Source organism: Nonomuraea sp. NPDC023979 (assembly GCF_040639085.1).
In the GTDB taxonomy this organism is placed as follows: domain Bacteria; phylum Actinomycetota; class Actinomycetes; order Streptosporangiales; family Streptosporangiaceae; genus Nonomuraea; species Nonomuraea ceibae.
The window spans coordinates 119,981-146,720 of sequence record NZ_JBEZZG010000009.1 but is presented as its reverse complement, the minus strand read 5'-3'; the positions used below and the strand labels follow the sequence as shown (position 1 = coordinate 146,720).

The following is a 26,740-nucleotide window of genomic DNA, read 5'->3' as shown; positions in this document are numbered from 1 at the left end:
GTGAGCGTCCTGTCCCTGCGCGGGATCAGCAAGACCTTCGGCGCGGTCGCCGCGCTCACCGACATCGCGCTCGACGTCGCCGCCGGCGAGGTGGTGGCGGTGGTCGGCGACAACGGGGCCGGCAAGTCCACGCTGGTCAAGATCCTTTCCGGGGTGCACCCGCCGGACTCGGGGACGATCACGTTCGCCGGGCGGCAGGTCGAGATCCCCACCCCGGCGGCGGCCCACAAGCTGGGCATCGCCACCGTCTTCCAGGATCTCGCCCTGTGCGAGAACCTCAACGTGATCCAGAACCTGTTCCTGGGCCAGGAGATCCGCCCGCTGCGGCTGAACGACGTGGCGATGGAGACCCGCTCGTGGGAGCTGCTCCGGCAGCTCTCGGCGAAGATCCCCAGCGTGCGGGTGCCGGTCGCGGCGCTGTCCGGCGGGCAGCGGCAGACGGTGGCGATCGCCAGGTCGCTGCTCGGCAACCCGAAGATCATCATTCTGGACGAGCCGACGGCCGCGCTGGGCGTGGCCCAGACGGCCGAGGTGCTCAACCTGGTCGAGCGGCTGCGCGAGAACGGCCTCGGCGTCATCATGATCAGCCACAACATGGCGGACGTGAAGGCCGTGGCCGACACGGTGGCGGTGCTCCGGCTCGGCCGCAACAACGGCGTCTTCCCCGTGAAGGACGTCTCCGCCGAGGACATCATCGCCGCGATCACCGGCGCCACCGACAACGTCGTGGCCCAGCGGGCCGCGCGCGGGCAGGAAGGACAGCAGCCGTGACGACGACCACCGACCGCCAGGACGAGCGGTTGCAGAGCCGCGACGGCCTGCGCGGCGCGCTCACCGACGTGGTCGAGCGCGCCCGCGGCGGCGACCTGGGCATGATCCCCGTGGTCGTCGGCCTGATCGTCATCTGGACCGTGCTGCAGATCCTCAACCCGGTCTTCCTGTCCAGCGCCAACCTGGTCAACCTCACGCTGGAGTCGGCCGCCGTCGGCGTGATCGCGCTCGGCATCGTGTGCGTGCTGCTCGTCGGCCAGATCGACCTGTCGGTCGGCTCGGTCAGCGGGCTGTCGGGCGCGGTCCTGGCGGTGCTGTTCGTCGTCAAGGGGCTGCCGGTCTGGCTGGCGATCCTCGCCGCCGTCGTGCTCGGCGCGGTGGTCGGCTGGCTGTACGCGCAGCTCTTCAACCGGTTCGGGGTGCCGAGCTTCGTCATCACGCTGGCCGGTCTGCTGGGCTTCCTCGGGCTCCAGCTGTACGTGCTCGGCACCAACGGGTCGATCAACCTGCCGTTCGACTCGGGGCTGGTGAGCTTCGCCCAGTTCTCGTTCGTGCCCGACTGGCTGTCCTACACGCTCGCGGTGGTCGCCTCGGCCGCCCTGTTCGTCAGCGGCTACCTGCACGCCAGGGAGCGGCGCAAGGCCGGGCTGTCGGCCAGGAGCGTCACGACCCTCGCCGTCAGGAGCGCGGCGCTGCTGGTCGCGCTCGGGTTCGTGGTCTGGTACCTGGGCCAGACGCGCGGCGTCGGCTGGATGTTCGTCTTCTTCGTGGCGCTCGTGCTGGTCATGCACTACCTGCTGTCGCGGACGAAGTGGGGCAGGTCGGTCTACGCGGTCGGCGGCAACGTGGAGGCCGCGCGCCGCGCCGGCATCAACGTCAAGACCGTGTTCACCTCGGTGTTCGTGCTCTGCTCGACGTTCGCGGCCGTGGGCGGCATCATGGCCGCCGCCCGGCTGGCCGCGGTCAACCCGAGCAGCGGCGGCGGCGACGTCAACCTCAACGCGATCGCCGCGGCGGTCATCGGCGGCACCAGCCTGTTCGGCGGACGGGGCTCGGCCTTCGGCGCGCTGCTCGGCGTCGTCGTCATCCAGTCGATCTCCAGCGGCCTGACGCTGCTGAACCTCGACTCGTCCATCAGGTTCATGGTCACCGGGGCCGTCCTGCTGCTGGCGGTGGTCGTCGACTCCGTCTCGCGCAGGTCGAGGACCTCGCACGGCAGGGCGTGATGGCCGCCATCTGCGTCGACGCCGGCACCACGGTCATCAAGGCGGTCGGCTACGACGAGGCCGGCGCCGAGGCGGTCGTGGTCCGGCACGACACCACGGTGTCCCGGCCCGCGCCCGGCCACGCCGAGCAAGACATGGACGCGGTCTGGGACGCGGTCGCCCGCGCGGTGCGCGAGGTCGCCGCCCAGCTGGCCGGTCCCGTCCGGTTCGTCGCCGTGACCGCGCAGGGTGACGGCTGCTGGCTGGTCGACTCCTCGGGGGTGCCGACCGGCCCGGCCATCCTGTGGAACGACGGCCGCGCCGCCGCCGTGGTCGACGGCTGGAACCGCGCCGGCCTGGCCGAGGCCGCCTTCCGGGTCAACGGCTCGTCGGCCGCCTCCGGGCTGCCGCACGCGATCCTGACCTGGCTGAAGGAGCACGACCCGGACCGGCTGGCTCGCTCGGCCGCGATGCTGACGTGCGGCGGCTGGATCTTCTCCCGGATGACCGGGGTGCACGCCGCCGACGAGTCCGACGGCTCGGCCCCGTTCATGGACCTGCGGACCCGCCGCTACTCCCCCGAGCTGCTGGAGCTGTTCGGGCTCGGCTGGGCCGAGCGGCTGCTGCCGGAGCTGCGTGACGACTCCCGCCGCACGGCCCCGCTCACCGCGGGCGCGGCGTCGGCGCTCGGCGTGCCCGCCGGGACCCCGGTCGTCATGGCCCCGTACGACATCGCCGCCACCGCGATCGGCGCCGGGGCGGTGAGCGCCGGGCAGGCGTGCGCCATCCTCGGCACCACCCTGTGCGTGGAGAGCGTCGTCGAGCGGCCCGCCCTCGACGGCGATCCGGTCGGCATCACGATCGCGCTGCCCGGCGGCTACCTGCGGGCCTTCCCCACGTTCGCCGGGACCGAGGTCGTCCAGTGGGCCTGCCGCCTGCTCGGCCTGGGCCACCCGGCCGAGCTGAGCGAGCTGGCCGAGCGGAGCGAGCCGGGCGCGCGCGGGCTGGCGCTCCAGCCGTACTTCTCCCCCGCCGGAGAACGGGCCCCGTTCTCCGACCCGCTGGCCAGGGGCGCGTTCCTGGGGCTGTCCGTCGAGCACGGCCGCGAGGACGTGGCGCGAGCCGTCCTGGAAGGGCTCACGCTGGTCGTCCAGGACTGCCTGGCCGCCTCCGGCCCGCCGCCGCGCGAGCTGCGGGTGTGCGGCGGCGGCTCGGGCAGCGCGCTGTGGCTGCGGCTCATCGCCGACGTGACCGGCCTGCCGGTGCTGCGCCCGGCCGACACCGAGGTCGGCGCCAGGGGCGCCTTCCTGGTCGGCCTCGCCGCCACAGGCGCCGACCTGAAGACGGCCGCCGACCAGCACGTACGCCTGCGCCCGGCCGTCGAGCCGCGGCCGGGCCCGTACGAGCACGCCTACCGCGACTTCCTCGCGCTGCGCGAGACCACCGCCGGAACGTGGCCGCTGCTGGCCGGGATGCGAGGCCGTCCATGAGCGTCCACCTGGGCATCGACCTCGGCACGCAGAGCGTGCGCGCGATGGCGGTCGACGGGACCGGGCGGGTGCTCGGCGCGGCGAGCCGCCCCCTGACCAGCCGCCGCGACGGCCCTCGCCACGAGCAGGACCCCGAGGAGTGGTGGCACGCGCTCGCCGGGGCCACCCGCGAGGCCCTGGACGGCGTGACCGGGCCGGTGGCGGGCCTCGCCGTGGACGCCACGTCTGGAACGCTCCTGCTGACGGACGGCGCCGGCGCGCCTGTGACCCCGGCGCTCATGTACGACGACCGCCGCGCCGCCTCCTTCGCCGACCGGGTCAACGAGGCGGGCTCGGCCGTCTGGGAACGCCTCGGCTACCGGCGCATGCAGCCGAACTGGGCGCTGCCCAAGCTCCTGTGGCTGCTGGAGTCGCAGCCGGCGGGCGGTTTCCTGGCCCACCAGAGCGACTTCGTCAACCGCCGCCTGACCGGCGGCCCCGTCGCCACCGACCTGAGCAACGCGCTCAAGACCGGCGTCGACCTGATCGAGGAGCGCTGGCCGTACGAGGTGCTCGACGAGCTGGGCGTGCCCGCCGGGATGCTGCCCGAGGTGGTGCGGCCCGGCACCCGCATCGGCACGGTGTGCGCCGAGGCCGCCCGCGTCACGGGCATCCCCGAGGGCACGCCGGTGATCGCCGGGACCACCGACGGCTGCGCCGCCCAGCTCGGCGCCGGCGCCCTGACGCCGGGGAGCTGGAACTCGGTGCTCGGCACCACCCTGGTGCTCAAGGGCGTGACCCGTGACCTCATCCACGACCCGCTCGGCGTCGTCTACTCGCACCGCGCGCCCGACGGCTCCTGGCTGCCGGGCGGCGCGTCGAGCACCGGCGCCGGGGTGCTGGCCCGCGACCTGCCCGGCCGCGACCTGGACGCGCTCGGCGAGCAGGCCCAGGCCCGCTACGGCGGGCGGGGCGGCCCGCCGATCACGTATCCGCTGGTGTCGCGGGGCGAGCGGTTCCCGTTCGCGGCGGCCGGGGCCGAGGGCTTCACGCTGGGCGAGCCCGCCGACGACGTCGACCGCTACGCCGCGATCCTGCTCGGCGCGGCGTTCGTGGAGCGGCTCTGCTTCGACTACCTGGACCTGCTCGGCGCCCCGGTGGACGGCGAGATCATCCTGACCGGCGGCGCGACGCGGAGCGCGTACTGGAACCGGCTGCGCGCGGACGTGCTGGGCCGGCCCGTGACGCTGCGCGAGAACGCCGAGCCCGCCCTCGGCATGGCCGTGCTGGCGGCGGGAGCGCGGGCGAGCGGGATGGTCCGCACCCGCGCGGTGATCGAGCCGTCCGGGGCCGATCACCGCGAGCCGTACCTGCGGTTCGTCGCCGAGCTGGAGAACCGGGGCTGGCTGCCGTCGCAGGCCGCCGCCCACGCGCGTGAGAGGAGCGCCCGATGACGGACCTGGTGCTGGTGCGCCACGGCGAGACCGTGTGGCACGCCGAGAACCGCTACGCCGGCGTCAGCGACGTCGAGCTGACCCCGCGCGGCCACGAGCAGGCCGAGCGGCTGGCCCGCTGGGCGCGCACCGCCGGGCTGGACGCGGTGTGGGCCTCGGACCTGAGCCGCGCCCGCATCACCGCCGCCGGGAGCGCCGAGGCGGCGGCCGTGGCGCTGCGGGTGGACGAGCGCCTGCGCGAGCTCGACTTCGGCAAGGGCGAGGGGCTGACCGCCGAGGAGATGCGCGAGCGCTTCCCCGGGGCCCGCGCCGCCTTCGAGGCCGACCCTGGCGCGAACCCGCTGCCCGGCGGGGAGCGGCCCGGCGACGCCGCCGACCGGTTCACCGCCGCGCTCCGCGACATCGCCGCCGACCGGCCCGGCGGCCGGGTGCTGGTGGTCGCGCACACGACCGCGATCAGGATCGCGCTGTGCCGGCTGATCGGCGTGCCGCTCGGCGAGTACCGGCGGCTGTTCCCGCGCCTGGACAACTGCGCGCTCACCGAGCTGCGGCTGCGCGGCGAGCAGGTCGCCATCCTGAAGTACAACTCCCCGATTGGAGCTCTGCGTTGACCATCCGAGTCCTGGCCGCCGGTGACCATTTCGTCCGCAACGACCTGCTCATCGACGCTTTGCGCCGCGAGGTCCCCGGCGAGGTGCTGACCGGCGAGCTCACGCTGCCGTGGCCCGTGGTGCCCTTCGGCCGGGTGGGCGAGGTCGACGAGGCGTCGGACGTGGAGGACGAGCTGATCGAGGCGCTGCAGGGCGTCGAGGCGTGCGTCACCCAGATGGCGCCGCTCACCCGGCGCGTCCTCGACGCCTGCCCCGACCTGCGGCTGTTCGCGGTGAGCCGGGGCGGCCCGGTGAACGCGAACCTGGCGGCCGCCACCGAGGCGGGCGTGGCCGTGACGTTCGCGCCGGGCCGCAACGCGGTCGCCACCGCCGAGCACACGCTTGCCATGCTGCTGGCCGCCACCCGGCGCGTCCCGCAGACGCACGCCGACCTGGCCGGGGGCGTGTGGCGCGGCGACTACTACGTCTACGACAACGTCGGCCCGGAGCTGGAGGGCAGCACGGTCGGCCTGGTCGGCTACGGCGCGATCGGCCGCCGGGTGGCCCGGATGCTGGCGGGGTTCGGCGCCGAGGTGCTGGTCTTCGACCCGTACGTGGACGTGCCCGGCCGGGTGGAGCTGGACGAGCTGCTGTCGCGGTCGCGGTTCGTGTCGCTGCACGCCCGTGCCACCCCGGAGACGGCCGGCATGATCGGCGCCGCCGAGATCGCCCGCATGCCGGCCGGGTCGGTGCTGGTCAACTGCGCGCGCGGGGCGCTGCTCGACTACGACGCGCTGTGTGACGCGCTGGAGTCGGGTCACCTGTTCGGCGCGGCGATGGACGTCTTCCCCGAGGAGCCCATCCCCGCCGGGTCCCGGCTGCTGACCGCGCCGAACCTGGTGATGACGCCGCACCTGGCCGGGGCGAGCAAGGAGACGGCCGCGAAGGCCGCCTCCATCGTCGCCGCCGACGTGGCCCGCTACGTGCGCGGCGAGCCCCTGCTGCACTGCGCCAACCCGGCCGTCACCCTTTCAGCGCGCCAGCCATCAGGCCGCGCATGAAGAAGCGGCCCAACAGCACGTAGATGAGCATGGTCGGGATCGAGGCCAGGATCGCCGCGGCCATCTGCTGGCTGTAGGGGGTGGCCTGGGCGCCGGCGATGTTGTTCAGCATCACCGTGGTCGGCCAGCTCGTCGGCCCGGTGAGGAACACGGCGAACAGGAAGTCGTTCCACAGCGAGGTGAACTGCCAGATGATCACCACGGCGATCGCCGGGCCGGACACCGGCAGCACCACCGACCAGTACGCGCGCAGCATCCCGGCCCCGTCGACCCGTGACGCCTCGATCAGCTCGTCCGGGATCGTCACGTAGTAGTTGCGGAAGATCAGCGTGCAGATCGGGATGCCGTACACCACGTGCGCGAGCACCAGGCCGGGGATGCCGCCGTAGAAGACGCCCTGGAGCCCGGTCAGCTCGTTCAGCCCGACCAGGAGCTGCACCAGCGGGATCATCACCCCCTGGTACGGGATGAACATGCCGAACAGGAACAGCGTGAACAGCACGTCCGCGCCGGGGAAGCGCCACTTGGACAGCACGTAACCGTTCATGGAGCCGAGCGCGCACGACAGGAGCGAGCCGGGCACCGCGAGCAGCACGCTGTTCCACAGGCCGGGGGCGAGCTTCTCCCACGCCACGCCCCACGCCTCGAACGTCCAGGTCTCCGGCAGGTTCCACGCCTGGCCGGGGTCCGCCTCGGTCAGCGGCTTGAAGCTGGTGACCAGCAGCACGTAGATGGGGATCAGGAAGACCGCCACGAACGCGATCAGCAGGACGAGCCGCACCCAGGAGCCCGCGTGCCTCATGAGCGCCTCTCCTTGCGGACGGACCAGATCAGGTACGGGATCACGAACACGGCGACGCTGAGCACGATGTACGAGGCGATGGTGGCGCCCTTGGCCGGGTCGTGGGAGTCGAACACCGCCACCCACATGAACACGGCGGGCACGTCGGTGACGATCTGCTTGCCGGAGACCGCGACGATCAGGTCGAACACCTTGAGCGAGATGTGGCCGAGGATGATCAGCGCGGACAGCGTCACCGGGCGCAGCAGGGGCAGCACGACGTGCCGGTAGACGCCCCACTCGGTGGCGCCGTCGACCCGCGCGGCCTCCCGCAGCTCCTCGGGGACGCCACGGAACCCGGCGAGAAACAGTGCCATGACATATCCGGACATCTGCCAGACGGCCGGCAGCGCCATCGCCGCCATGCCCCACTCCTGGTTCCGGAACCACTCCCACTGCGGCAGTCCCACCGCGTCGAACAGCCGGTTCAGCCCGACCGCCCGCTCGTCCATGCCCGAGTTCATCAGCCACCGCCACACGATGCCGGTGGCGACGAACGACACGGCCATCGGGAACAGGTAGATCGCCCGGAACGTCCCCTCGCCCCAGATGCCCTTCTCCATCAGGAACGCCAGGAACCAGCCCAGCACCAGCGCCCCGGTCACGAACACGACCGTGAACACGATCGCGTGGTTCACCGACAGATGCCACCTGGCCTGGTCCCAGATGTCGATGAAGTTCCGCAGCCCGACGAAACCGCCCTCGGACACCTCGTCGTGCTGGTCCGTCATGGCCAGCCGGAAGTTCCAGCCCAGCAGGCCGTACACGAACACGCCGATCGCCACGATCGACGGCGTGACCAGGAGCAGCCCCGGGAGCCAGGCGCGCACCCGTCTCAACGATTGCCTCCCTCTCCGAAGGGGGTACGGCGGGCGGGCCCGCCGTACCCGCCGATCACTGGGCGTTCGCCGTCGCGGCGGCGGCCAGGCCCTTCTGCAGCTCGGCCACGTCCTGGGTGCCGATGAACAGCCCGACCGCCTCGTTGATGGCGGCCAGCCACGGCTGGTTCACCGCGACGCCGTGCTGGATGGAGCCGGCCAGCTTGTTGCCCGACCAGTCCTTCAGCGCGTCGGCCAGGTAGTCGGTGTAGAGGGACTGGTCGGCGTCCTTGCGGGCGGGGATGGAGCCCTTCTTCGGGTTGAAGGCGTCCTGGCCCTCCTTGCTGGCCGCGACCTTGAGCCAGGCGACGGCCCCGTCACGGTTCTTGGCGCCCTTGGGCAGGGTGAAGCTGTCCGACAGCCACAGGTAGGTGCCCTCGGTGCCGGGCGCGGGCGCCCAGTCGAAGTCCGTCTTCGACTTCTTGCCGAGGCCGCCGTCCGGCGGGTTGTGGAAGTAGCCGTACGCCCAGTCGCCCATGATGTTGAACGCGGCCTCGCCGTCGGCCACCTGCTTGGCCGCGGGCTGCCAGTCATCCTGGGGGCTGCCCGCGTACGACATGATCGTCTTGAAATTCTCCAGCGCCTTGGCCACCTGGGGGCTGTTCCAGTCGGCGCCCGGCTTGAACAGCGCGTTGTAGGCGTCGGTGCCGAGCGAGCCGAGCAGCACGCTCTCCAGCAGGTGGGTGACCGTCCACTCCGACCCGATCGACAGCGGGATCTTGCCCGTGGCCTTGACCTTCTCCAGGGCGGCGACGAACTCCTCGATCGTCTTGGGCGCGCCCGCGACGCCCGCCTCCTTCAGCACCGACGGGTTGAACCACAGCACGTTGGACCGGTGGATGTTCACCGGCACCGAGTAGATCTTGCCGTCCACGCTGATCTGCTCGACGAGCTGCGCCGGGAAGGCGTCGGCGAGCTTGAGCTCGTCGTAGAGGAAGTTGAGCTCCTCCAGGTCACCGGCCTTGATGTAGCCCTGCAGCTCGGCGCCCGCGTGCCCCTGGAACGTGTCGGGCGGCGTGTCGGCCTGCAGCTTCGAGGCGAGCAGCGCCTTGGCCTTGTCGCCGGAGCCGCCCGCGACCGCGGCGTCGAAGAACGTCAGGTTCGGATTCTGCTGTTCGAAGATCTCTCGCATCGCCTTCAGGCCGTCGGCCTCACCCGGCCCGGTCCACCAGGAGAACACCTCGACCTGCTGCTTGCCGCCACCGCCGTCGCCGCTCGCGGCCGGCTCGGCCGGGGAGCCGCCACCGCCGCACGCCGACAGCCCGAGCAGGCCCGCCAAAGTGATCGCGACGGTCGCCGTCCACCGTCGTCTCATCGCACACCATCCCTTCGAGAAAACCCCCGAGCTGGTGACTTGACAACGTTGTCAGTAGGGCCATCAACGCACTTTGCCCACTTCTGCGTCAAGGAGTGCACGGATAACAGGTCCGCATACCACGAGAACTGTCAGTGCCCGCGGGCACACTCCAGGTATGGCCGACGAGCCCCTCGAACTGGGCGAGATCTCCCTCTCCGACTGGCACGCTCACAACGACACGATGGCCGACGTGGGGTTCCTCGTCATCGCGAGGCGGCTTCCCTCACTCGTCCGCCAGGCCATGAGCATGGCCTGGCGCGCCAGCCCCCGCGACACCGTCGCCACGGTCGGGCTCAGCCTGCTCGGCGGCGTCTTCACCGCCTTCGGCCTGCTGGCCACCACCGGGGTGCTCAACGCGCTGTTCAGCGAGGGGCCCACCCCCGACCGGGTGATCGCCGCGCTGCCCAGCCTGGCCCTGGTCGCCGCGATGGCGACGCTGCGCACCTCCGTCCAGGCCGGCGCGGGCTGGGCGCAGTCACGCCTCGACCCGCAGGTGACCCGGCTGACCGAGGAGCGCCTCTACGGCCTGACCAGCCGCGTCGAGCTCGTCGCCTACGACGACCCCGACTTCCACGACGCGCTCCAGCGGGCCCGCACCCGGGGCGTCCAGATGGCCGACATGGTGGTGACCTCCGCCATCGACGTGGTCACGGCCGCCGTCGGCATCGCCGCCGTCGCGGGCGTGCTCGGCGTGCTCCACCCGGTGCTGCTGCCCCTGCTCCTGCTCGCCGTGCTGCCCGACGCCTGGGCCGCCGTGCGCAGCGCCCGGATGCGCTACACGACGATGTTCTCGCTCATCCCCGCCATCCGCCGCAAGTGGATCATCGCCGAGCTGCTGGCCAACCGCGACCCCGCCGCCGAGGTCCGCTCGTTCACCATGCGCGGCTTCCTGCTGCGCATGTACGACGCGGTCGCCAAGGCCGAGCAGGACGTGCTGCTCGGCCTGGCCAGGCGGCAGACCGTCGCCAGGCTCGTCGGCGAGGCGCTGGGCGGCCTCGGCAGCGCCCTCGTCTACGTGGCGCTCGGCGTGCTGCTCGCGATCGCCGCGATCCCCCTCGCCGTCGCCGGCACCGCCGTGCTGGCCATCAGGTCCGGCCAGAGCTCGCTGGCCCACCTGATGTACGCCACCAACCGGCTCTACGAGGAGGGCCTCTACTTCACCGACTTCCTGGAGTTCTGCGACTCGGCCGAGCGCTGGCTGCCCGGCGCCGCCCGCACGACGGCCCCCGAGCGCTTCGAGCGCATCAGCGCCGTCGACGTCACGTTCACCTACCCGGGCTCCGACGAGCCCGCCCTGCGCGGCGTGTCGGTCGAGGTCAAGCGCGGCGAGGTGATCGCCTTCGTCGGCGAGAACGGCTCCGGCAAGACCACCCTCGCCAAGATCCTGTCCGGCCTGTACGAGCCCGACACCGGCAGCGTGCTGTGGGACGACGTCGACCTGCGCACGGTCAGCCCGGAGGACCTGCGGCTGCGCACCGCGGTGATCGCCCAGGACCACACCCGCTGGCCGCTCGCCGCCCGCTACAACATCACGATGGGCACCGACAAGGGCCAGGACGCCCTCGACGCGGCGGCGGCGGTCGCCGGGGCCGACGAGGTCGTCGCCGGCCTCCCCCACGGCTATCGCACCCTGCTCGACCGGCGCTTCAAGGACGGCCACGAGCTGTCCGGCGGGCAGTGGCAGCGCATCGCCGTGGCACGCGGCTTCCATCGCGACGCCTGCCTGCTGATCTGCGACGAGCCGACGGCGGCCCTCGACGCCCGCGCCGAGCACGCCCTGTTCGAGCGCATCCGGGGCCACTCCGACGGCCGCACGGTCCTGCTCATCACCCACCGCCTGGCCAGCGTCCGCTACGCCGACCGCATCTACGTGCTCGACCACGGCCGCGTCACCGAGGAGGGCGACCACGCCACGCTGATGGCGCTCAACGGGCTCTACGCCGAGCTCTACACCCTCCAGGCGTCCGCCTACCGGTGATCAGTGGCTGGCGAACGCCTGCGTCCAGTGTCCGCCGGCGAAGCCGACGCCGATGTGGGTGTAGGCGCAGGTGAGGATGTTGGCCTTGTGGCCGGGGCTGTCCATCCACCCGGACATGACCTCGGCCGCCGTGCGCTGACCGGCCGCGATGTTCTCGCCCCAGGAGCCGATCGGCGCGAAGCCGGCGTCGCGGATGCGGTCCTCGGGCCCGTCGCCGTCCGGGGCCTCGTGGTCGAAGAAGCCGCGGGCGGCCATGTCCTTGGAGTGGGCCAGCGCCGCCGCCCGGAGCTCGGGGTCGTGCTTGAGCGGCTTGCACCCGGCCTTGGCCCGGGCGGCGTTGGTGAGCTTGACCACCCCGTTCTCGGCGGCCGTGCCCACGGCGCCCCCGGTGCCCACGGTGGCGCGCTGCTCGGCGCGGGCCGGGGTCCGGGTGCGGGTGGGGGTCGGCTTGGGCTTGGGCTTGGGGCTGCTGGTCGTGCGGGTGGGCTTCGGGGTCGGCTTCGGGGTGACCGGCTTGCTCTTCGTGGGGGTGGGCGTCGGGGTCGGGGTGGGGGTGGGGGCCGGCGCAGGGGAGGTGGTGGTCGTCGCGGCGACGATCTCGGTCGCGGGGCGGCGGTCGGGCGCGGGGGCTCGGGTGGCGAGGATGACCGCCAGTCCGGCGACGGTGCCCACGATGACGGCGAGGGTGGCGAAGAGGAGCTTGCGGGCTGTGGTCATTGATCACACAATGGGGGTTTTGGTCCAATAACTAGCACAATGTCGGAGTTTATCCAGATTTACGGTGACGGCAATGGCTAGGACAGCACCGCCTGCATGATCGTGCGGGCGATGGGCGCCGCCGGACCCGGACGTTCCAGCACCACCCCCACCGCCACCTCCGGTGCCCCCGCCGGGGCGAACGCGGTGAACAGCGCGGGAGCCCCCGGGCCCGCCGACTTGGCCGCCACCGAAATGCCCGGGATGGCCGCCGCCGTGCCCGGCCCGCCCGGCCGGGTGATCGTGGTCATCATGGCCGTGAGCTGCCCGGCCAGCTCGGGGGCCAGCGTCGTGCGGTACGGCGCCGGCGCGGCCCGCCGGATGACCGAGCCGTCCCGCAGCCGCACCTCCTCCACCAGGTACGGGCGCATCAGCGTGCCGTCGTTGGCCACGGCCGCCGACAGCATGGCGACCATGAGCGGCGTGACGCGCCCGCCCGGCCCGCCGATGGCCGCCAGGGCGGTGTGGGACCGGTCCGCGGCGCCGTCGAACGAGCTGGGCGTCACGGGCAGCGGGATCGTCAGCTCCGGGGCGTTGAAGCCGAACGCGTCCGCCTGGTCCCGCAGCGTGTCCTGGCCGAGTTGCAGGCCGATCCCGGCGAAGGCCGTGTCGCAGGAGCCCTGGAAGGCGCGGGCCAGCGTCGGCCGGGCGTCGCGGCCGCACGGCCTGCCGTCGACGTTGTGCACGTACCGGGTCGTTCCGGGCAGGCGCAGCTTGGCGGGGCCGGGCAGCTCGGTGGCGGGCCCGTACTCGCCGGTGGCCAGCGCGGCGGCGGTCGTGACGAGCTTGAACGCCGAGCCGGCCGGGTAGGTCTCGGCGGTCGCCCGGTTCAGCAGCGGGCTGCCGGGCGCGCGGCTCAGCCGCCGCTCGACGCGCGCCAGCGCGGCGGCGTCGAACGTGGCGAAGGCGTTCGGGTCGTAGGACGGGTAGCTGGCCAGGGCGAGGACGGCGCCGGTCGCCGGGTTGATCGCGACGGCGGCCCCGGGCGTGCCGGCGGCCCGCAGGCTCTGGTAGGCGGCCCACTGGGCCCGGTCGCTGATCGTCAGGCGGACGTCGGCGGCCTGCTCGGTGCCGATCCTGACCAGCGACTGCATCTTGACCTTGGCGTCGGTGCCCGACAGCGCCGCCTCCAGCGCCCGCTCGACGCCGGTCGCCGGCCCCGCCGTCAGGTGCCCGGTCACGGGCGCGAACATCTCCCCGTGCGGGTAGAAGCGGCGATAGCGGTACGGCCCGCCGTCCGTCTCCCGGCTGGTAGCGACCACGGTGCCGTCGAAGCTGAGGATCGCGCCGCGCGGCTCGTCGAACCGGGCGATGCGGGCCCGCTCGTTGCGCGGGTCGGCGTTGAGCGACCTGGACGAGAACGCCTGGACGAAGGTCAGGTGCGCCAGCAACGCGAACAGCATCCCCGCGCAGATCCGTGCCACGCGGCGCAGCGTGCCGTTGATCCTTCTCGCCCTGGTCATGGATTCCGGTTTTAGCAACCGGAGATCCAAGCCCCGGCTAGAGGACGCTGCGGTAGTAGGAAATCTTGTCGCTGACGTAGCGCTTGCGCTCGATCAGGTTGCCGATCTGCGCCTCGACGCGGCGATCGTGCTCTTCGAGGAGCGCGATGCGGTCGGCGATCGTGTGGTCACCGGCGCGGACCAGCTCGGCGAAGCGCAGCATCTCGGCGATCGGCATGCCGGTGTCGCGCAGGCAGCGGATGGTGCCGAGCCAGCCGACGTCCTCCTGGCTGAACCTGCGCTGCCCGGCCGCGTTGCGCTCGACCGGTTCGAGCAGCCCGATCTTCTCGTAGTAGCGCAGGGTGTCGAGGGAGAAACCGGTCTCCTCGACCACTTCGGCGGGGGTGTAGACGCTCACGGGAGCCAAGCATTGCACCTGGAGTGGGCTCCAGGTCAACCATTTGACATGGAGTCCACTCCAGGTCGCACAGTTCGGTCCATGAACATCGCACTCGGCACGATTCCGTTCGGCACCAGCGTCAGCCGTGAGGACACCTTCGCCATCCTGGACCGCTTCGTCGAGGCGGGCGGCAGCATGCTCGACACGGCCAACAACTACCCGTTCTGGGTCGAGGGCCGCACCGGGGACGAGAGCGAGCAGACCATCGGGGCCTGGCTCGCCGCCCGGGGCAACCGCGACCAGGTGTTCCTGAGCACGAAGGTCGGCGCCCGGCCGACGGTGCCCGGTGACGTCACGCTGGACTCGGCGGAGGGCCTGTCGGCGCCGGCCGTGCGGGCGGGCGTCGAGGGCAGCCTGCGCCGCCTCGGCACCGACCACGTGGACCTCTACTGGGCGCACATCGAGGACCGGTCGGTGCCGCTGGAGGAGACCCTGGGCGCGTTCGACGAGCTGCACCGGCAGGGCAAGATCGGCAAGGTGGGTGCGAGCAACCTGCCGGCCTGGCGGCTGGAGCGGGCCAGGAACGTCTCGGCCGCGCACGGCTGGCTCCCTTACACGCACCTGCAACTGCGCCACACCTACCTGCGCCCGCGCCCGTACACGCGCCCGGCCGAGACCGGTCACCGCGTGACGGGCGACGAGCACCTGGAGTACGCGCGCGAGGCCGGGGTGACGCTGTGGGCGTACAACACGCTGATGTTCGGCGCCTACACCCGCGCGGACCGGCCGATCCCGGAGATCTACGACCACCCGGGCACCACGCGGCGGCTGGCCGCGCTGCGCGAGGTGGCGGGCGAGCTCGGCGCGACGCCGAACCAGGTCGTGCTGGCCTGGCTGATGGCCGGCGGCCACGTGCCGATCGTCGGCGTGAGCACGATGGCGCAGCTGGAGGAGGCGATCGGCGCGGCCGACGTCAAGTTCGACGACGCGCTGCGCCGCCGCCTGGACGAGGCCGTCTGATCACGGCAGATGGTCGGCCAGGTAGCGTCGGACGAGCTGCTTGCACTCGGCGATCAGGTCGGGGTCGCCGTCGGGGTGCGCCCGGAAGGCCAGCTTGAGCACCGCGTCGCACGCCTCGACCGCGACCAGCAGCGCCCGGTCGAGGCCCGGCCCCCGGGGGGCGCCGAGCAGGTCGACGGTGAGGGCGCGCAGGCGGTCGGCGACGATCGCGTTGTTCTCCAGCGCGGCGTCGAGCGTGTGGTTGGCGCCGTCGGAGGCGTGGCCGCCGGGCGCGGCCAGCGCCTCACCGAAGTCGACCACGCCGAAGCCGGGCGTCGTGCGTTTCATCGCCACGAACTCGTCGATGGCCAGCTCGACCAGGTCGGTCCAGTGGCCGAGCTCGGCCTCGGCGATCCGCTCGGTCACCCGGCCCAGGAACGCCTCCAGGTTGCGCAGGGCCAGCGCCCGCACGAGCCCCTGCTTGTCGGGGAAGAACTGGTAGAACGTGCCGATCGGCACCTCGGCGCGGCGGGCGACCTCCTTGGTGGTGACGGCGTCGTAGCCGACCTCGTCGAGCAGGAGCGCACACTCGTCGAGCATCCGCTCCACCCGCTCCGCGCTGCGACGCTGGGCGGGGCGGCGGCGCAAGGTACTCGTCATGCCCTCATCTTGGCCCATTACCAACAAGTAGAGGTTAACATGAGCCCGACTCGCGAAACTTGAGGAGCACGGCATGTTCCTGTGGGGCACGGCGACGGCGGCGTACCAGATCGAGGGCGCGGCGGACGAGGACGGCCGGGGCCCGTCCATCTGGGACACCTTCTCCCACGAGCCCGGCCGCACCCGCGACGGGCACACCGGCGACGTGGCCTGCGACCACTACCACCGCTGGCCCGAGGACGTCGCGCTGATGTCGGAGCTCGGAGTCGGCGCCTACCGGTTCTCCATCGCCTGGCCGCGCGTCCAGCCCTCCGGCGCCGGCCCGGCCAACCCCAAGGGTCTCGACTTCTACGAACGCCTGGTCGACGCCCTGCTCGCGGCCGGGATCACGCCGGTGCCGACGCTGTTCCACTGGGACCTGCCGCAGGCCGCCCAGGACCGCGGCGGCTGGCTGAACCGCGACACCGCGCACCGCTTCGCCGACTACGCCGCCCTCGTCGCCGACCGCCTCGCCGACCGCGTGCCGATGTGGATCACGCTCAACGAGCCGTTCGTGCACATGGCGTACGGCCACGCCCTCGGCCTCCACGCGCCCGGCCAGGCCCTGCTCCTCGACGCGCTGCCCGTGGCCCACCACCAGCTCCTCGCCCACGGCCTGGCCACGGCGGCGCTGCGCGCGGCGGGCGCCGGGCAGGTCCTGCTCACCAACAACTGCACGCCCGTGTGGGCCGCCTCCGGCGCGGCCGAGGACGTGGCCGCCGCCGAGGCGTACGACATCCTGCACAACCGCCTGTTCAACGACCCCGTCCTCACGGGCGCCTACCCCGACCTGTCCGCGTACGGGGCGAAGGAGCTCGGCTTCGTCCGCGACGGGGACCTCGCCGTGATCGCCGCGCCGCTCGACGGGCTCGGCGTCAACTACTACAACCCCACCCGCATCGCGGCCCCCGCCGGGCCCGGCCTGCCCTTCACCGACGCCGGCGTCACCGGCCACCCCACCACGGCCTTCGGCTGGCCGGTCGTCCCCGACGGCCTGCGCGAGCTCCTCACCGGCCTGCTCGCCCGCTACGGCGACGCCCTGCCGCCCGTCTACGTCACCGAGAACGGCTGCTCCCAGCCCGACGTCCCCGGCCCCGACGGCACCGTGGACGACCAGGACCGCATCGCCTACCTCGACCAGCACATCGCCGCCGTCCACGCGGCCCGGCGCGAGGGCGTCGACGTGCGCGGCTACTTCGTCTGGTCACTGCTGGACAACTTCGAGTGGGCCGAGGGCTACCACCAGCGCTTCGGCCTGGTCCACGTCGACTTCGCCACCGGCCGCCGCACCCCCAAGGCCTCCTACCACTGGCTCAGGGCCCGCCTGGCGACGCTCTAGAAGACCGAGACGTGGACGTGGTCGTAGTGGTTGGCGGTCGCGCCACCTCGGTCGGACATGGGGTCCCAGCCCCCGCCTGAGCGGATGTCGTAATAGCGCTGCTTCCAGATGATGTACATGACGCCCATGCGCTGACCGTTCTTGATCAGGTAGTTGGAGATCGCGTCGCCGTTCGCGGCGTCGAAGCCGCTGGCCACGGAGCCGCCGGTGGACATCATGAAGTCGCAGGCCCGCCCCTTGCCGTGCTCGCCCGGGTCGCCGGGCCTCAGGCAGCCGACGCTCTTCACCGGGAAGTTCTGCATGATCTCGGCGCGCACCGCGATCATGCGGGGAGTCAGGCCCTCGCCGCCGCCGGGCTGCTGGAAGCCGTACTTGGCGAGGAGGCGGTCGAGCTCGGCGCGCCGGCTCTTGATGGCCTTGATCTCCTTCTGCATCTTCTTGATCTTGTCGTTGGCCGCCAGCTTCGCCTTCTGGGAGTCGGCGATGAGCTTCTGCACGTGGGCGACCTGGCCGGCGCGGACCTGGGCCATGAAGTTCATGTTGGCGGCGTGGCCGAGCGTCTTGTACGGGTCGACCTGGGTGGCGAAGAGCTGGGTGCCGTCGATGGGGCCGAGCATGTAGCTCGTCTGGGCGATGGCGGCGAGCTTGCCCTGGGCGTCGGCGAGCCGCTTCTGCAGGTGACCGGAGGTGTCGAGGGCCTTCTTGGCCTGAACCTTGATCTCTTCGAGGCTCTGGATGGAGCCGCGGTAGCGGTTGTTGAGCGCGGCGGCTTCCTTGGTCAGCTTGCGCAGCTGGGCAGGGGTCGGATCGGCGGAAACCGGCTGCGGGGTGAGCAGGGCGGCAAGGACCACGGCGAACACGGCAAAGCGCCCGGTCTTCACGCCACGACCTCCCCTCGTAGACGGTCGAGACTATAGAAGATGATCTTCAAGCCTGTCACCTGAACAGTGGAACTCGTGCCTCATTGACCCTCCAAGTGCCCATTTGTCCGATATAAGCGTTATATAAAGTTGGGCCTTGCCGAGAGCGTGAACCCGGATTGAGATGGCGGTCGAACTCGTCTCTGCGAAGGGGCAGACCCGTGTCTCGATCACTCACCATCGTCTCAGCCGTCATCATCGGCTTAGCCACGTCCATGGTCGCCCTGGAAGCCCAGGCGGCCGTGGACCCGCTGCCGCCCGGCGACAGGATCGAGCTCTACCAGCTCGACAGCCCGCCGGGCACCGCCCAGACCCTCCGGGAGCAGGGCTTCGACGTCGTCCAGCAGGAGATCAAGGACGGTCGGGAGCACGTCGAACTGACCGCCGCCCAGGCCGACCTGGCCGGGCTGAAGAAGCTCGGCCTCAAGCCCGAGCCGGTGCGCAACCCCCAGGGTCAGACCCAGCTGGAGGCCGCCAGGACCCAGGCGGCCGGCGGCTACACCGTCTTCAGGTCGTACTCCGAGCCCGGCGGCATCGCCGACCAGCTCAGGGCCATCGCCGACGCCAACAAGGACGTCGTGAAGCTCCAGTCGATCGGCAAGACCGTCCGGGGCCAGGACATCCTCGCCGCCAAGGTCAGCACGATGGCCCGGCTGCTGCCCGACGGGATCAAGCCCGCCTCGCTGTTCTCCGCCACCCAGCACGCCCGCGAGTGGATCGCCACCGAGGTGGACATGCGGCTGCTCAAGCACGTGGTGGCGCACAAGGGCGAGCTGCGCGACCTGCTGAACAGGACAGAGCTGTGGTTCGTGCCGGTGGCCAACCCCGACGGGTACGACTTCACCTTCACCGAGGGCAACCGGCTGTGGCGCAAGAACCTGCGTGACGTGAACGGGGACGGGCAGATCACGCTGGGCGACGGCGTGGACCCCAACCGCAACTTCCCCACGAACTTCCACTACGACGAGGAGGGCTCCTCCTCCATCCCGAGCAGCGAGACCTACCGGGGCGCCGGCCCGGCCAGCGAGCCGGAGACCAGGGCCATGGACGGGCTGATGCGGCGCGTCCGGTTCGAGACGCAGCTCAACTACCACTCCTTCGGGCCGCTGCTGCTCTACCCGAGCGGCTTCCAGATCGCCACGGAGACGGCCGACAACCCGATCTACGAGGCGCTGACCGGCACCGACGACCGGCCCGCGGTGCCGGGCTTCGACCCTGACCTGGGCGCCGAGCTCTACACCACGAACGGCGACACCAACGACCACGCGCACCGTCAGTACGGCACGCTGTCGTGGACCCCGGAGCTGAACGAGGGCTGCGACGGCTGCGGCTTCGTCTTCCCCGACGACGAGGCGCTGGTGCAGGCCGAGTTCGAGCGCAACCTGCCGTTCGCGCTCGACGTGGCGCGCTCGGCCGTCAACCCGGTGGAGCCGGTCACCCACCTGGGCAACAGGACGCCGGACTTCGTCGTGGACGCCTTCGGCACCAGCCACGGCCGCACCCAGGCCGTCCAGGTCAACGCCAAGCGCAAGCTCGGCCCGGTCTTCCTCAACTACCGGGTCAACGGGGGCCGTACGAAGACCGTCCTGACGCGTGAGTGGCGCGGCGGCGAGCGCTACGGCGACGGCTACGACCGCTACTACCACCGGATGCGCGGCACGGTCACGGGCACCCGGCCGGGCGACAAGGTGGAGGTCTGGTTCAGCGCGTTCGGCAAGAAGAGCGACGCGTTCACGTACGAGGTGGCCGCGGACATCGGCGGCAAGGTGCTGGTGCTGGCGGCCGAGGACGTGACGGGGATCAGCCCGGCGCAGGGCGTGACCGAGGCCAAGTACGCCGACGAGTACGCCAAGGCCCTCGACGAGGCGGGTTACAGCTCCGACGTGTACGACATGGACCGGAACGACCGGAAGGCGCCGCACCCGCTGGGCGTGCTGAGCCACTACGACGCGGTCGTCTGGGAGACCGGCGACGACATCATCCCGCGCAGCGTGGGCCAGGCTCCCGGCACCACCTCCAAGGCGGGCGTGGACGTAGAGCTGGCCGTGCGCGACTATCTGAACGAGGGTGGCAAGCTGCTGCACGCGGGCAAGTACCCGTCCTACGCGGCCAACGCCAACGGGTCCTACTACTACCAGCCCGACCAGCCGGCGCGGCCGGAGTGCGGCGAGCCGAGCGACCCGCCGTGCATCCCGGTGTTCAACGACTTCCAGCAGTACTGGCTGGGCGCGTACGTGTTCTTCGACAACGCGGGCAGCGACGCGGCCGGGCAGCCGTTCGCGCTGGGCGGGACCGGCGGCCGGTTCGAGGGCTTCTCCGCCACGCTGGAGCCGGACGTGCACACGAACTCGTTCGTGGCCACCTCGGCGATCCTGCCGCCGGATCAGTTCCCGCTGTTCGCCAGCTCGGCGCCGGTCAAGTGGGTGCGGCCCGGCGGCCCGTTCGACCCGCACACCGGCTCGTGGGACGTCTACAGCGGCATCGCCGACGTGTCGTGGAAGCGGCTGACCAGGACCGTCGACCTGACCGGCAAGAGCAGCGGCGAGCTGACGTTCTGGACCTCCTACGACACCGAGTCCGCCTGGGACCACCTCATGGTGGAGGCCAGGACGGCGGGCGGCGACGACTGGACGACGCTGCCCGACGCCAACGGGCACACCACGCAGGCGACCGGCAGCAGCTGCCAGTCGGGCTGGAGCGACATCCACCCGCACGTCCTGCGCTACCAGGGTCCGCAGTGCGAGTCGACCGGCACGTCCGGCTCCTGGAACGCGGCCTCCGGCAACTCGGGCGGCTGGCAGCAGTGGAAGATCGACCTGACCCCGTACGCGGGCAAGACGGTCGAGCTGTCGATCTCGTACGTGAGCGACTGGGGCACCCAGGGCGCCGGCGTGTTCCTCGACGACGCCACGGTGACGCTGGACGGGGCGACGGCCGAGGAGACGTCGTTCGAGTCGGACCTGGGCGGCTGGACCGTGGCCGGGCCGCCGGAGGGCAGCGCGCCGTCGATCAACAACTGGTTCCGCACCGACCAGGTCTTCGAGGAGGGCGCGGGCATCGTCACGAAGGACACCGTCTACCTGGGGTTCGGCGCTGAGAGCGTGGTCGATCAGGCCGCGCGGGCCGACCTGGTGAAGCGGTCGATGCAGCACCTGCTGGGCAGCCGGCGCTGACCGTGATGAGGGGCACGGCACGCGGTGCCGCGCCCCTCTTGCGCGCCCGGACAGAACATGGTTCGGTCGAGAGCATCACCACCGGTCAAGCAGGAGGCACACGACATGCGCCGGCACGACAAGCTGTTCATCGGGGGCGAATGGGTGGCCCCGGCGGGCACCGGGACGATCGACGTCATCTCCCCCCACACCGAGGAGGTCGTCGGCCAGGTCCCCGACGGCACGGCCGAGGACGTGAACCGGGCCGTCGCCGCCGCCCGGGAGGCGTTCGACCACGGGCCGTGGCCCCGCCTGAGCTTCGCCGAACGGGCCGAGGCGATCGGCAGGCTGGCCGAGATCTACACCGCCCGGCAGGGCGAGCTGGCCGCGCTCATCACCGAGGAGATGGGCTCGCCGATCACGTTCTCCAACCTCGCCCAGGCGCCGCAGCCGCTCGCCATGCTGCAGTACTACGCCGAGTACGGCCGCACGTTCGAGCAGGAGGAGCAGCGGCCCGGCCTGTTCGGACCGGTGACCGTGCGGCGCGAGCCGGTGGGCGTGGTGGCGGCCGTGGTGCCGTGGAACGTCCCGCAGTTCGTCACCATGACCAAGGTCGCGCCCGCGCTGCTCGCCGGGTGCGCGATCGTGCTCAAGCCCGCCCCCGAGACGCCGCTGGACGCCTACCTGCTGGCCGAGATGGTCCAGGAGGCCGGCATCCCGGCAGGCGTGCTCAACATCGTGCCCGCCGGCCGCGAGGTCAGCGAGCACCTGGTGTCCCACCCGGGCGTGGACAAGGTGGCGTTCACCGGGTCCACCGCGGCGGGCCGCCGCATCGCCTCGATCTGCGGCGAGCAGCTCAAGCGCGTCAGCCTGGAGCTGGGCGGCAAGTCGGCGGCCATCGTGCTGGACGACGCCGACCTGCCCTCGTCGATGGGCATGCTGGCGATCGCCTCGCTGATGAACAACGGCCAGGCGTGCGTGGCGCAGACCCGCATCCTGGCCTCGCGCAACCGCTACGACGAGGTCGTGGAGGCGGTGGCCGGCATGGTCACCTCCCAGGCCGTCGGCGACCCCGCCGACCCGGCCACCGGCATCGGCCCGCTGGTCGCCCGGCGGCAGCAGGAGCGCGTCGAGGGCTACATCAGGGCGGGCATGGAGGAAGGCGCCAAGGTCGTCGTCGGCGGCCTGGACCGGCCCTACGACCGCGGCTGGTACGTGGCGCCGACCGTCTTCGCCGGCGTCTCCAACGACATGCGCATCGCCCGCGAGGAGATCTTCGGCCCGGTCCTGGCGGTGATCCCGTACGAGGACGAGGCCGACGCCATCAGGATCGCCAACGACAGCGACTACGGCCTGGCCGGGACGGTCTGGACCGCCGACGCCGACCACGGTATGGAGGTGGCCCGCCAGGTCCGCACCGGGACGTACGGCGTCAACTGCTACATGATCGAGCCGAACGTGCCCTTCGGCGGCTACAAGGCGAGCGGCGTCGGCCGCGAGCTCGGCCCCGAGGGGCTGGCCGGCTATCTGGAGCACAAGACGATCGCGCGGCTCGGCTGACGACGCCGGTGGTGGCCCAGCGAGCCCCCGCAACGCTGGGCCACCGACCGACTACAAGAAGTATGTCCCAGTCCACCACCGGCGGCGGTTTCCTTCCCCAGGGACTTTCTCCTGGCGGATTCTTACCTTCCGCCCTAGGTAGACGCTTATTACTCAGGAAAAGTTGGAAGAGATCCACTTTCCGATGCGACGGATGAGTTCGGGGGTCGCCGCGGACTCCGCGTGGCCGAAGCCGGGCTCGATCCAGAGCTCCTTCGGCTCCCGCGCGCCCTCGTGGAGCTGGTGCGCGTGGTCCAGCGGGAAGAACGCGTCGGCGTCGCCGTGCACGACCAGCAGCGGCACCGGCGAGATCAGCGCCGCGGCCTCGTGCGGCGGCATCGGCAGCGGGTCCCACCGGCCGCTGGAGATCCTGGTCCGCTTCGCCATCCGCGCCGCCCACCGGCCCACCGGCCGCTCGATGGCCCAGTGCACCTGCCGCATCGGCCGGGTGCCCCGGTAGTACCAGCGCGCCGGGCCGCTCACCGCCACCACCGCGTCCACGCCGCCGCGCAGCGCCGCGTGCCGCACGGCCACCGCCGCGCCCATGGAGAACCCCACCACGGCGATCCGCCGGTAGCCGATCACCCGGGCGTGCCGCACGGCGGCGTCCACGTCGAGGATCTCCAGGTCCCCCACCGTGCTCCGGCCGCCGGAGCGCCCGTGGCCGCGGAAGTCGAACGCCACCACCCCGCCGGTCTCGCTCAGCACGTGCACGATGCGGCGCGCCGTACGCTCCCGCCACGACCCGGTGAACCCGTGGGCCACCACGATGCCGATCTCCTGGCCGATCTCCTGGCCGGCCGCCGCCCCGGTGGGCGCCGTGTGCGCGGCGTCGATCCGGACGCCGTCCTCGGTCCTGAGCATGACGGGGAAGTGGGGCGCGAAAGGCATGCACCCGAGCTTAGAACGGGCCGTCACGCAGGTCGGCGACGCCCAGCACGACCCGTACGCGCGACTCGTCGGCCGCCTCCCTGACCGCGACCAGATCCGTGATCAGGACGCGGGCGCGGCTGGCCCGGATCCGGTCGCGCAGCAGGCCGGGCTCCAGGTCCGGCGACACCGGCCAGGCGATCCCGCCCGCGGCGATCACCGCGTCGGCCGCCACCAGCAGGTCAGGGCCCACCGGCAGGCAGACGAGGACCGTGTCGCCCGCGCGCACCCCGCGCCGCCGCAGCACGACGGCCGCCGCCGCCGACCTCTCGTCGAGCTGCCGTTCGGTGATGGTCCGGCCGGTGCCGGGATCGACCATGACGATGCGCTCCATACGGGCCAACGTTAGGCAGGCCGCTCCCCCGGATACATGGGGCGGAATATGCAGATCCCTATGCAGAAGGCTGCTCGGCCGCCCAAACGGCGATCTGTGCGCGGGAGGTGTAGCCGAGTTTCTCCATGATGTTGGCGATGTGCCGCGCCACCGTCGCCGGGCTGATCACCAGCTCCTCGGCGATCGCCCGGTTGGACAGGCCGCCGGTGAGCAGCCCGGCGATCTCCCGCTCGCGGGCGGTCAGCGGCGAGTGACCGACCGGCAGCGCCCCGATCAGCGGGTCGCCGGCCGACGGGGTGATGGCCAGTGGCGTGGCGCCCGGCGGGGTGGGCGGGCCCGGGTCCACCTCAGGGGGCCTGGCGCCCTCCAGGACGAGCCGCGCGGCGTCGTCGGGGCTCATCCGCCCGCCCCGCGCCCACAGCGCGGTCGTGCGGCCCTCGCCGAGCTTGGCGCGGGCGCGGGCCAGCAGCTCCTCGATCCGGGCCGTGCCCGACCGCTGCCCGATCGACGCGCGCAGCGCGGCGGCCGCCGCCGCGGCAGGCACCGCGCTCTCCAGGTCGCCCTCGGCCTCGGCCAGCACCGACAGCCCCACCAGGCAGCGGGCCACCCCCTGGCGCTGGCCGGTGCGCCTGCTCAGCTCCAGGCTCGCCGCCAGCCGCTCGCGCGCCGTCGCGAACTCCCCCAGCAGCGCCGCCACCCGCCCGATCCTGGCCAGCACGCGCGCCAGGTCGACGCCGCCGCCCAGCTCGTCCAGCCAGGGCACGGCCAGCTCGTAGCGGGCCTTGGCGGTCGCCAGGTCGCCACGCGCCTCGGCCACCGCGCCGAGCTGGGTGGCGGCCCTGGCCATGATCCACCGGTGGCCGTGCTCGCACGCCCTGGCCAGCGCCTCGTCACCGTGCCGCTGCGCCTCGCGCAACCGGCCGCGGACCAGCGCGACCGCCGACAGGCCCGCCAGCCCGGCCGCCTGGTTCCACGTGTCACCGGCCGCCGTGGCCAGCGCCAGGCCGAGCTCGGCGTGGTGAGCGGCCTCGCCCGCCCGGCCCATGCGCAGCAGCACCATGACGAGCAGGCTGTGCATGACGCACCGCTGGAAGCCCTCGTCCAGGTCTTCCAGGCTGCGCAGCGCGTACTCCAGCGAGCGGCCCAGCTCGTCCCTGGCCTCCAATCCGTAGGCGAGGAACCCGTCGGCCTGGGCGACGCGGCCGGGCGTCACGCCGCTCAGGTCGAGCGCCAGCAGCCGCTCGATCCAGCCGACGATCTCCAGCGGGTTGCCGCTGACCGGCAGCAGCCCGGTGCTGGTCGAGCAGAGCCGCAGCGCCCGGTCGACGTCGCCGGACTCGGCGGCCCAGTCGAGCGCGGCCCGCTGGTCGTCGAGCAGGCCGCGGCTGCGCGTCAGCGCCTCCAGCCGGCGCGGCCACGGCACGCCGGGCTCGACCAGCTCGGTGGCGAAGTAGCGCTCCTGCAGCTCGCACAGCACGGCCAGGTGGCGCTCGCGCAGCGCGTCGTGCTCGCCGGCCTCCCGCAGCAGCCCGGCCGCGTAGTGGCGGATGGTGGCCAGCAGGCGGTAGTGGCTGCGGGACTCGTCGCAGAGCACCAGCGACTTGTCCACCAGCGCGCCCAGCAGGTCGACCAGCTCGGACCCGGCGATCGGCGGGCCGCCGCACACCTGTTCGGCCAGGTCCAGGTCGAACGGCCCGGCGAACACCGACAGCCTGCGCAGCAGCACCTGCTCGCGATCCGACAGCAGGTCGTAGCTCCACTCGACGGCCGCCAGCAGCGTGCGCTGCCGGGCCGGGGCGGTGCGCTCGCCGGTCGTGAGCAGCGAGAACCGGTCGTGGACGCGGTCGGCGATCTGGCCGGGGCTGAGCAGGCTGGTGCGGGCCGCCGCCAGCTCCAGCGCCAGCGGCAGCCCGTCGAGCTCCCGGCACAGCCGTACGACGTCGGGCAGGCTGCCGTCGTCCAGCCGGGTGCCCGCGGCGGCGGCCCGGTCCAGGAAGAGCCGCACCGACTCGGCCCGCGCCTCCGCGCCCTCGGGCAGGTCGAGCGGCGGCACCCGCCAGACGAGCTCGCCCGCGATGCGCAGCGGCTCGCGGCTGGTGGCCAGGATCGCCAGCTCGTCCCAGGAGGCCAGCAGCGCGGCGGCCACCTCGGCGCACTCGTCGATCAGGTGCTCGCAGTTGTCGAGCACGAGCAGGCAGCGCCCGTCGCGCAGCCGGGCGGCGACGGTGCCCAGCAGCGGCCTGCCGCGCTCCTCCCGCACGCCCAGCGCGCGGGCGATCTCGCGCACGACCAGCTCGGGCCGGCTGATCCTGGCCAGCTCGGCCAGCCACACGCCCTCCGGGTAGGCGGGCGCGCACTGCGCGGCCACCCGCAGCGCCAGCCGGGTCTTGCCGATGCCGCCGATGCCGCACAGCGTCACCAGGCGGGCGTCTCCGACGAGCCGGCACAGCTCGCCGATGTCGCGCTCGCGGCCGACGAAGCTGTTGGGCTCCGCCGGGAGGTTGTGCCGGGGGGCTTCTCGCATGTGGTCACCCTGCGTCGCGGAAGGATCACACTCTCCCACAGT

At 72.4% G+C, this 26,740-nt stretch carries 22 protein-coding genes; 11 read left to right on the top strand and 11 right to left on the bottom strand.

Translation table 11 applies throughout. From position 1 onward, the window contains the following. The 6 genes from AB0G11_RS18755 to AB0G11_RS18730 are packed head-to-tail and all read left to right on the top strand — an operon-like array spanning position 1 to position 6,550. On the top strand, positions 1 to 771 hold the full coding sequence (locus AB0G11_RS18755; RefSeq protein WP_357586979.1) for an ATP-binding cassette domain-containing protein: 771 nt from the start codon (positions 1 to 3) through the stop codon (positions 769 to 771). Further along, complete coding sequence (locus AB0G11_RS18750; RefSeq protein ID WP_357586977.1) at positions 768 to 1,997, top strand: sugar ABC transporter permease; 1,230 nt, start codon at positions 768 to 770, stop codon at positions 1,995 to 1,997. Before AB0G11_RS18755 ends, AB0G11_RS18750 begins: the two co-directional genes overlap by 4 nt. After that, positions 1,997 to 3,466 (top strand): FGGY-family carbohydrate kinase, encoded by a 1,470-nt coding sequence (locus AB0G11_RS18745; RefSeq protein ID WP_219506951.1) that lies wholly within the window; start codon positions 1,997 to 1,999, stop codon positions 3,464 to 3,466. The genes AB0G11_RS18750 and AB0G11_RS18745 overlap by 1 nt, the downstream gene beginning before the upstream one ends. Continuing rightward, positions 3,463 to 4,899, top strand: coding sequence for an FGGY family carbohydrate kinase (locus AB0G11_RS18740; protein WP_357586975.1), 1,437 nt, complete (start codon positions 3,463 to 3,465; stop codon positions 4,897 to 4,899). Before AB0G11_RS18745 ends, AB0G11_RS18740 begins: the two co-directional genes overlap by 4 nt. After that, the gene (locus AB0G11_RS18735; protein ID WP_357586973.1) at positions 4,896 to 5,510 is read left to right on the top strand and encodes a histidine phosphatase family protein; all 615 of its coding nucleotides are present in this window, start codon (positions 4,896 to 4,898) and stop codon (positions 5,508 to 5,510) included. Before AB0G11_RS18740 ends, AB0G11_RS18735 begins: the two co-directional genes overlap by 4 nt. After that, the gene (locus AB0G11_RS18730) at positions 5,507 to 6,550 is read left to right on the top strand and encodes a 2-hydroxyacid dehydrogenase (RefSeq protein WP_219506954.1); all 1,044 of its coding nucleotides are present in this window, start codon (positions 5,507 to 5,509) and stop codon (positions 6,548 to 6,550) included. Before AB0G11_RS18735 ends, AB0G11_RS18730 begins: the two co-directional genes overlap by 4 nt. Here AB0G11_RS18730 and AB0G11_RS18725 read toward each other — a convergent pair. The 3 genes from AB0G11_RS18725 to AB0G11_RS18715 all read right to left on the bottom strand — a co-directional run bounded on the left by AB0G11_RS18725 (position 6,513) and on the right by AB0G11_RS18715 (position 9,584). Then, positions 6,513 to 7,352, bottom strand: coding sequence for a carbohydrate ABC transporter permease (locus tag AB0G11_RS18725; protein WP_357586971.1), 840 nt, complete (start codon positions 7,350 to 7,352; stop codon positions 6,513 to 6,515). The two genes, AB0G11_RS18730 and AB0G11_RS18725, sit on opposite strands and share 38 nt — an antisense overlap. Beyond that, positions 7,349 to 8,221: a sugar ABC transporter permease gene (locus tag AB0G11_RS18720; protein ID WP_357587186.1), complete on the bottom strand. Its 873-nt coding sequence runs from the start codon at positions 8,219 to 8,221 to the stop codon at positions 7,349 to 7,351. The genes AB0G11_RS18725 and AB0G11_RS18720 overlap by 4 nt, the downstream gene beginning before the upstream one ends. Positions 8,222 to 8,285: 64 nt before the next feature. Next, positions 8,286 to 9,584, bottom strand: coding sequence for an ABC transporter substrate-binding protein (locus AB0G11_RS18715; RefSeq protein WP_357586969.1), 1,299 nt, complete (start codon positions 9,582 to 9,584; stop codon positions 8,286 to 8,288). Positions 9,585 to 9,741: 157 nt separating this feature from the next. On the opposite strand from AB0G11_RS18715, the gene AB0G11_RS18710 reads away from it, so the two are divergent. Beyond that, positions 9,742 to 11,604, top strand: a complete 1,863-nt coding sequence (locus AB0G11_RS18710) for an ABC transporter ATP-binding protein (RefSeq protein WP_357586967.1) — start codon at positions 9,742 to 9,744, stop codon at positions 11,602 to 11,604. Here the strand turns inward: AB0G11_RS18710 and AB0G11_RS18705 are convergent, their stop codons facing one another. From AB0G11_RS18705 to AB0G11_RS18695, 3 genes are all read right to left on the bottom strand, one after another. Then, complete coding sequence (locus AB0G11_RS18705; protein WP_219506966.1) at positions 11,605 to 12,321, bottom strand: CAP domain-containing protein; 717 nt, start codon at positions 12,319 to 12,321, stop codon at positions 11,605 to 11,607. A gap of 77 nt (positions 12,322 to 12,398) precedes the next feature. Continuing rightward, positions 12,399 to 13,823 carry a penicillin-binding transpeptidase domain-containing protein gene (locus AB0G11_RS18700; protein WP_357586965.1) on the bottom strand — a complete coding sequence of 475 codons (1,425 nt, stop codon included), beginning with the start codon at positions 13,821 to 13,823 and terminating at the stop codon, positions 12,399 to 12,401. 37 nt (positions 13,824 to 13,860) lie between these two features. After that, positions 13,861 to 14,220, bottom strand: coding sequence for a MerR family transcriptional regulator (locus AB0G11_RS18695; RefSeq protein ID WP_219506967.1), 360 nt, complete (start codon positions 14,218 to 14,220; stop codon positions 13,861 to 13,863). Positions 14,221 to 14,301: 81 nt separating this feature from the next. Between AB0G11_RS18695 and AB0G11_RS18690 the strand changes: the two genes are divergently transcribed. After that, a complete protein-coding gene (locus tag AB0G11_RS18690; RefSeq protein WP_357586963.1) occupies positions 14,302 to 15,222 on the top strand; it encodes an aldo/keto reductase in 921 nt (306 codons plus the stop codon). Here AB0G11_RS18690 and AB0G11_RS18685 read toward each other — a convergent pair whose 3' ends face one another. After that, a complete protein-coding gene (locus tag AB0G11_RS18685) occupies positions 15,223 to 15,861 on the bottom strand; it encodes a TetR/AcrR family transcriptional regulator (RefSeq protein ID WP_219506969.1) in 639 nt (212 codons plus the stop codon). A gap of 73 nt (positions 15,862 to 15,934) precedes the next feature. Here AB0G11_RS18685 and AB0G11_RS18680 point away from each other — a divergent pair, with 73 nt between their 5' ends. Beyond that, a complete protein-coding gene (locus tag AB0G11_RS18680; protein ID WP_357586961.1) occupies positions 15,935 to 17,239 on the top strand; it encodes a GH1 family beta-glucosidase in 1,305 nt (434 codons plus the stop codon). Here AB0G11_RS18680 and AB0G11_RS18675 read toward each other — a convergent pair. Beyond that, positions 17,236 to 18,120, bottom strand: a complete 885-nt coding sequence (locus AB0G11_RS18675) for a hypothetical protein (RefSeq protein WP_357586959.1) — start codon at positions 18,118 to 18,120, stop codon at positions 17,236 to 17,238. The two genes, AB0G11_RS18680 and AB0G11_RS18675, sit on opposite strands and share 4 nt — an antisense overlap. Positions 18,121 to 18,320: 200 nt before the next feature. Here AB0G11_RS18675 and AB0G11_RS18670 point away from each other — a divergent pair, with 200 nt between their 5' ends. Together AB0G11_RS18670 and AB0G11_RS18665 are read left to right on the top strand one after the other, a co-directional pair. Next, on the top strand, positions 18,321 to 21,332 hold the full coding sequence (locus AB0G11_RS18670; protein ID WP_308125827.1) for a M14 family zinc carboxypeptidase: 3,012 nt from the start codon (positions 18,321 to 18,323) through the stop codon (positions 21,330 to 21,332). Between the two features lie 105 nt (positions 21,333 to 21,437). Continuing rightward, on the top strand, positions 21,438 to 22,871 hold the full coding sequence (locus AB0G11_RS18665; protein WP_219506973.1) for an aldehyde dehydrogenase: 1,434 nt from the start codon (positions 21,438 to 21,440) through the stop codon (positions 22,869 to 22,871). Between the two features lie 153 nt (positions 22,872 to 23,024). Here the strand turns inward: AB0G11_RS18665 and AB0G11_RS18660 are convergent, their stop codons facing one another. From AB0G11_RS18660 to AB0G11_RS18650, 3 genes are read right to left on the bottom strand one after another with little or no spacing between them, the layout of a single operon-like run. Next, complete coding sequence (locus AB0G11_RS18660; RefSeq protein ID WP_357586957.1) at positions 23,025 to 23,801, bottom strand: alpha/beta fold hydrolase; 777 nt, start codon at positions 23,799 to 23,801, stop codon at positions 23,025 to 23,027. 10 nt (positions 23,802 to 23,811) lie between these two features. Beyond that, entirely contained in the window at positions 23,812 to 24,174 is a 363-nt protein-coding gene (locus AB0G11_RS18655; protein ID WP_219506974.1) for an AMP-binding protein, read from the bottom strand. Between the two features lie 58 nt (positions 24,175 to 24,232). Then, positions 24,233 to 26,698, bottom strand: coding sequence for a LuxR C-terminal-related transcriptional regulator (locus AB0G11_RS18650; protein ID WP_357586955.1), 2,466 nt, complete (start codon positions 26,696 to 26,698; stop codon positions 24,233 to 24,235). Positions 26,699 to 26,740 lie beyond the last annotated feature (42 nt).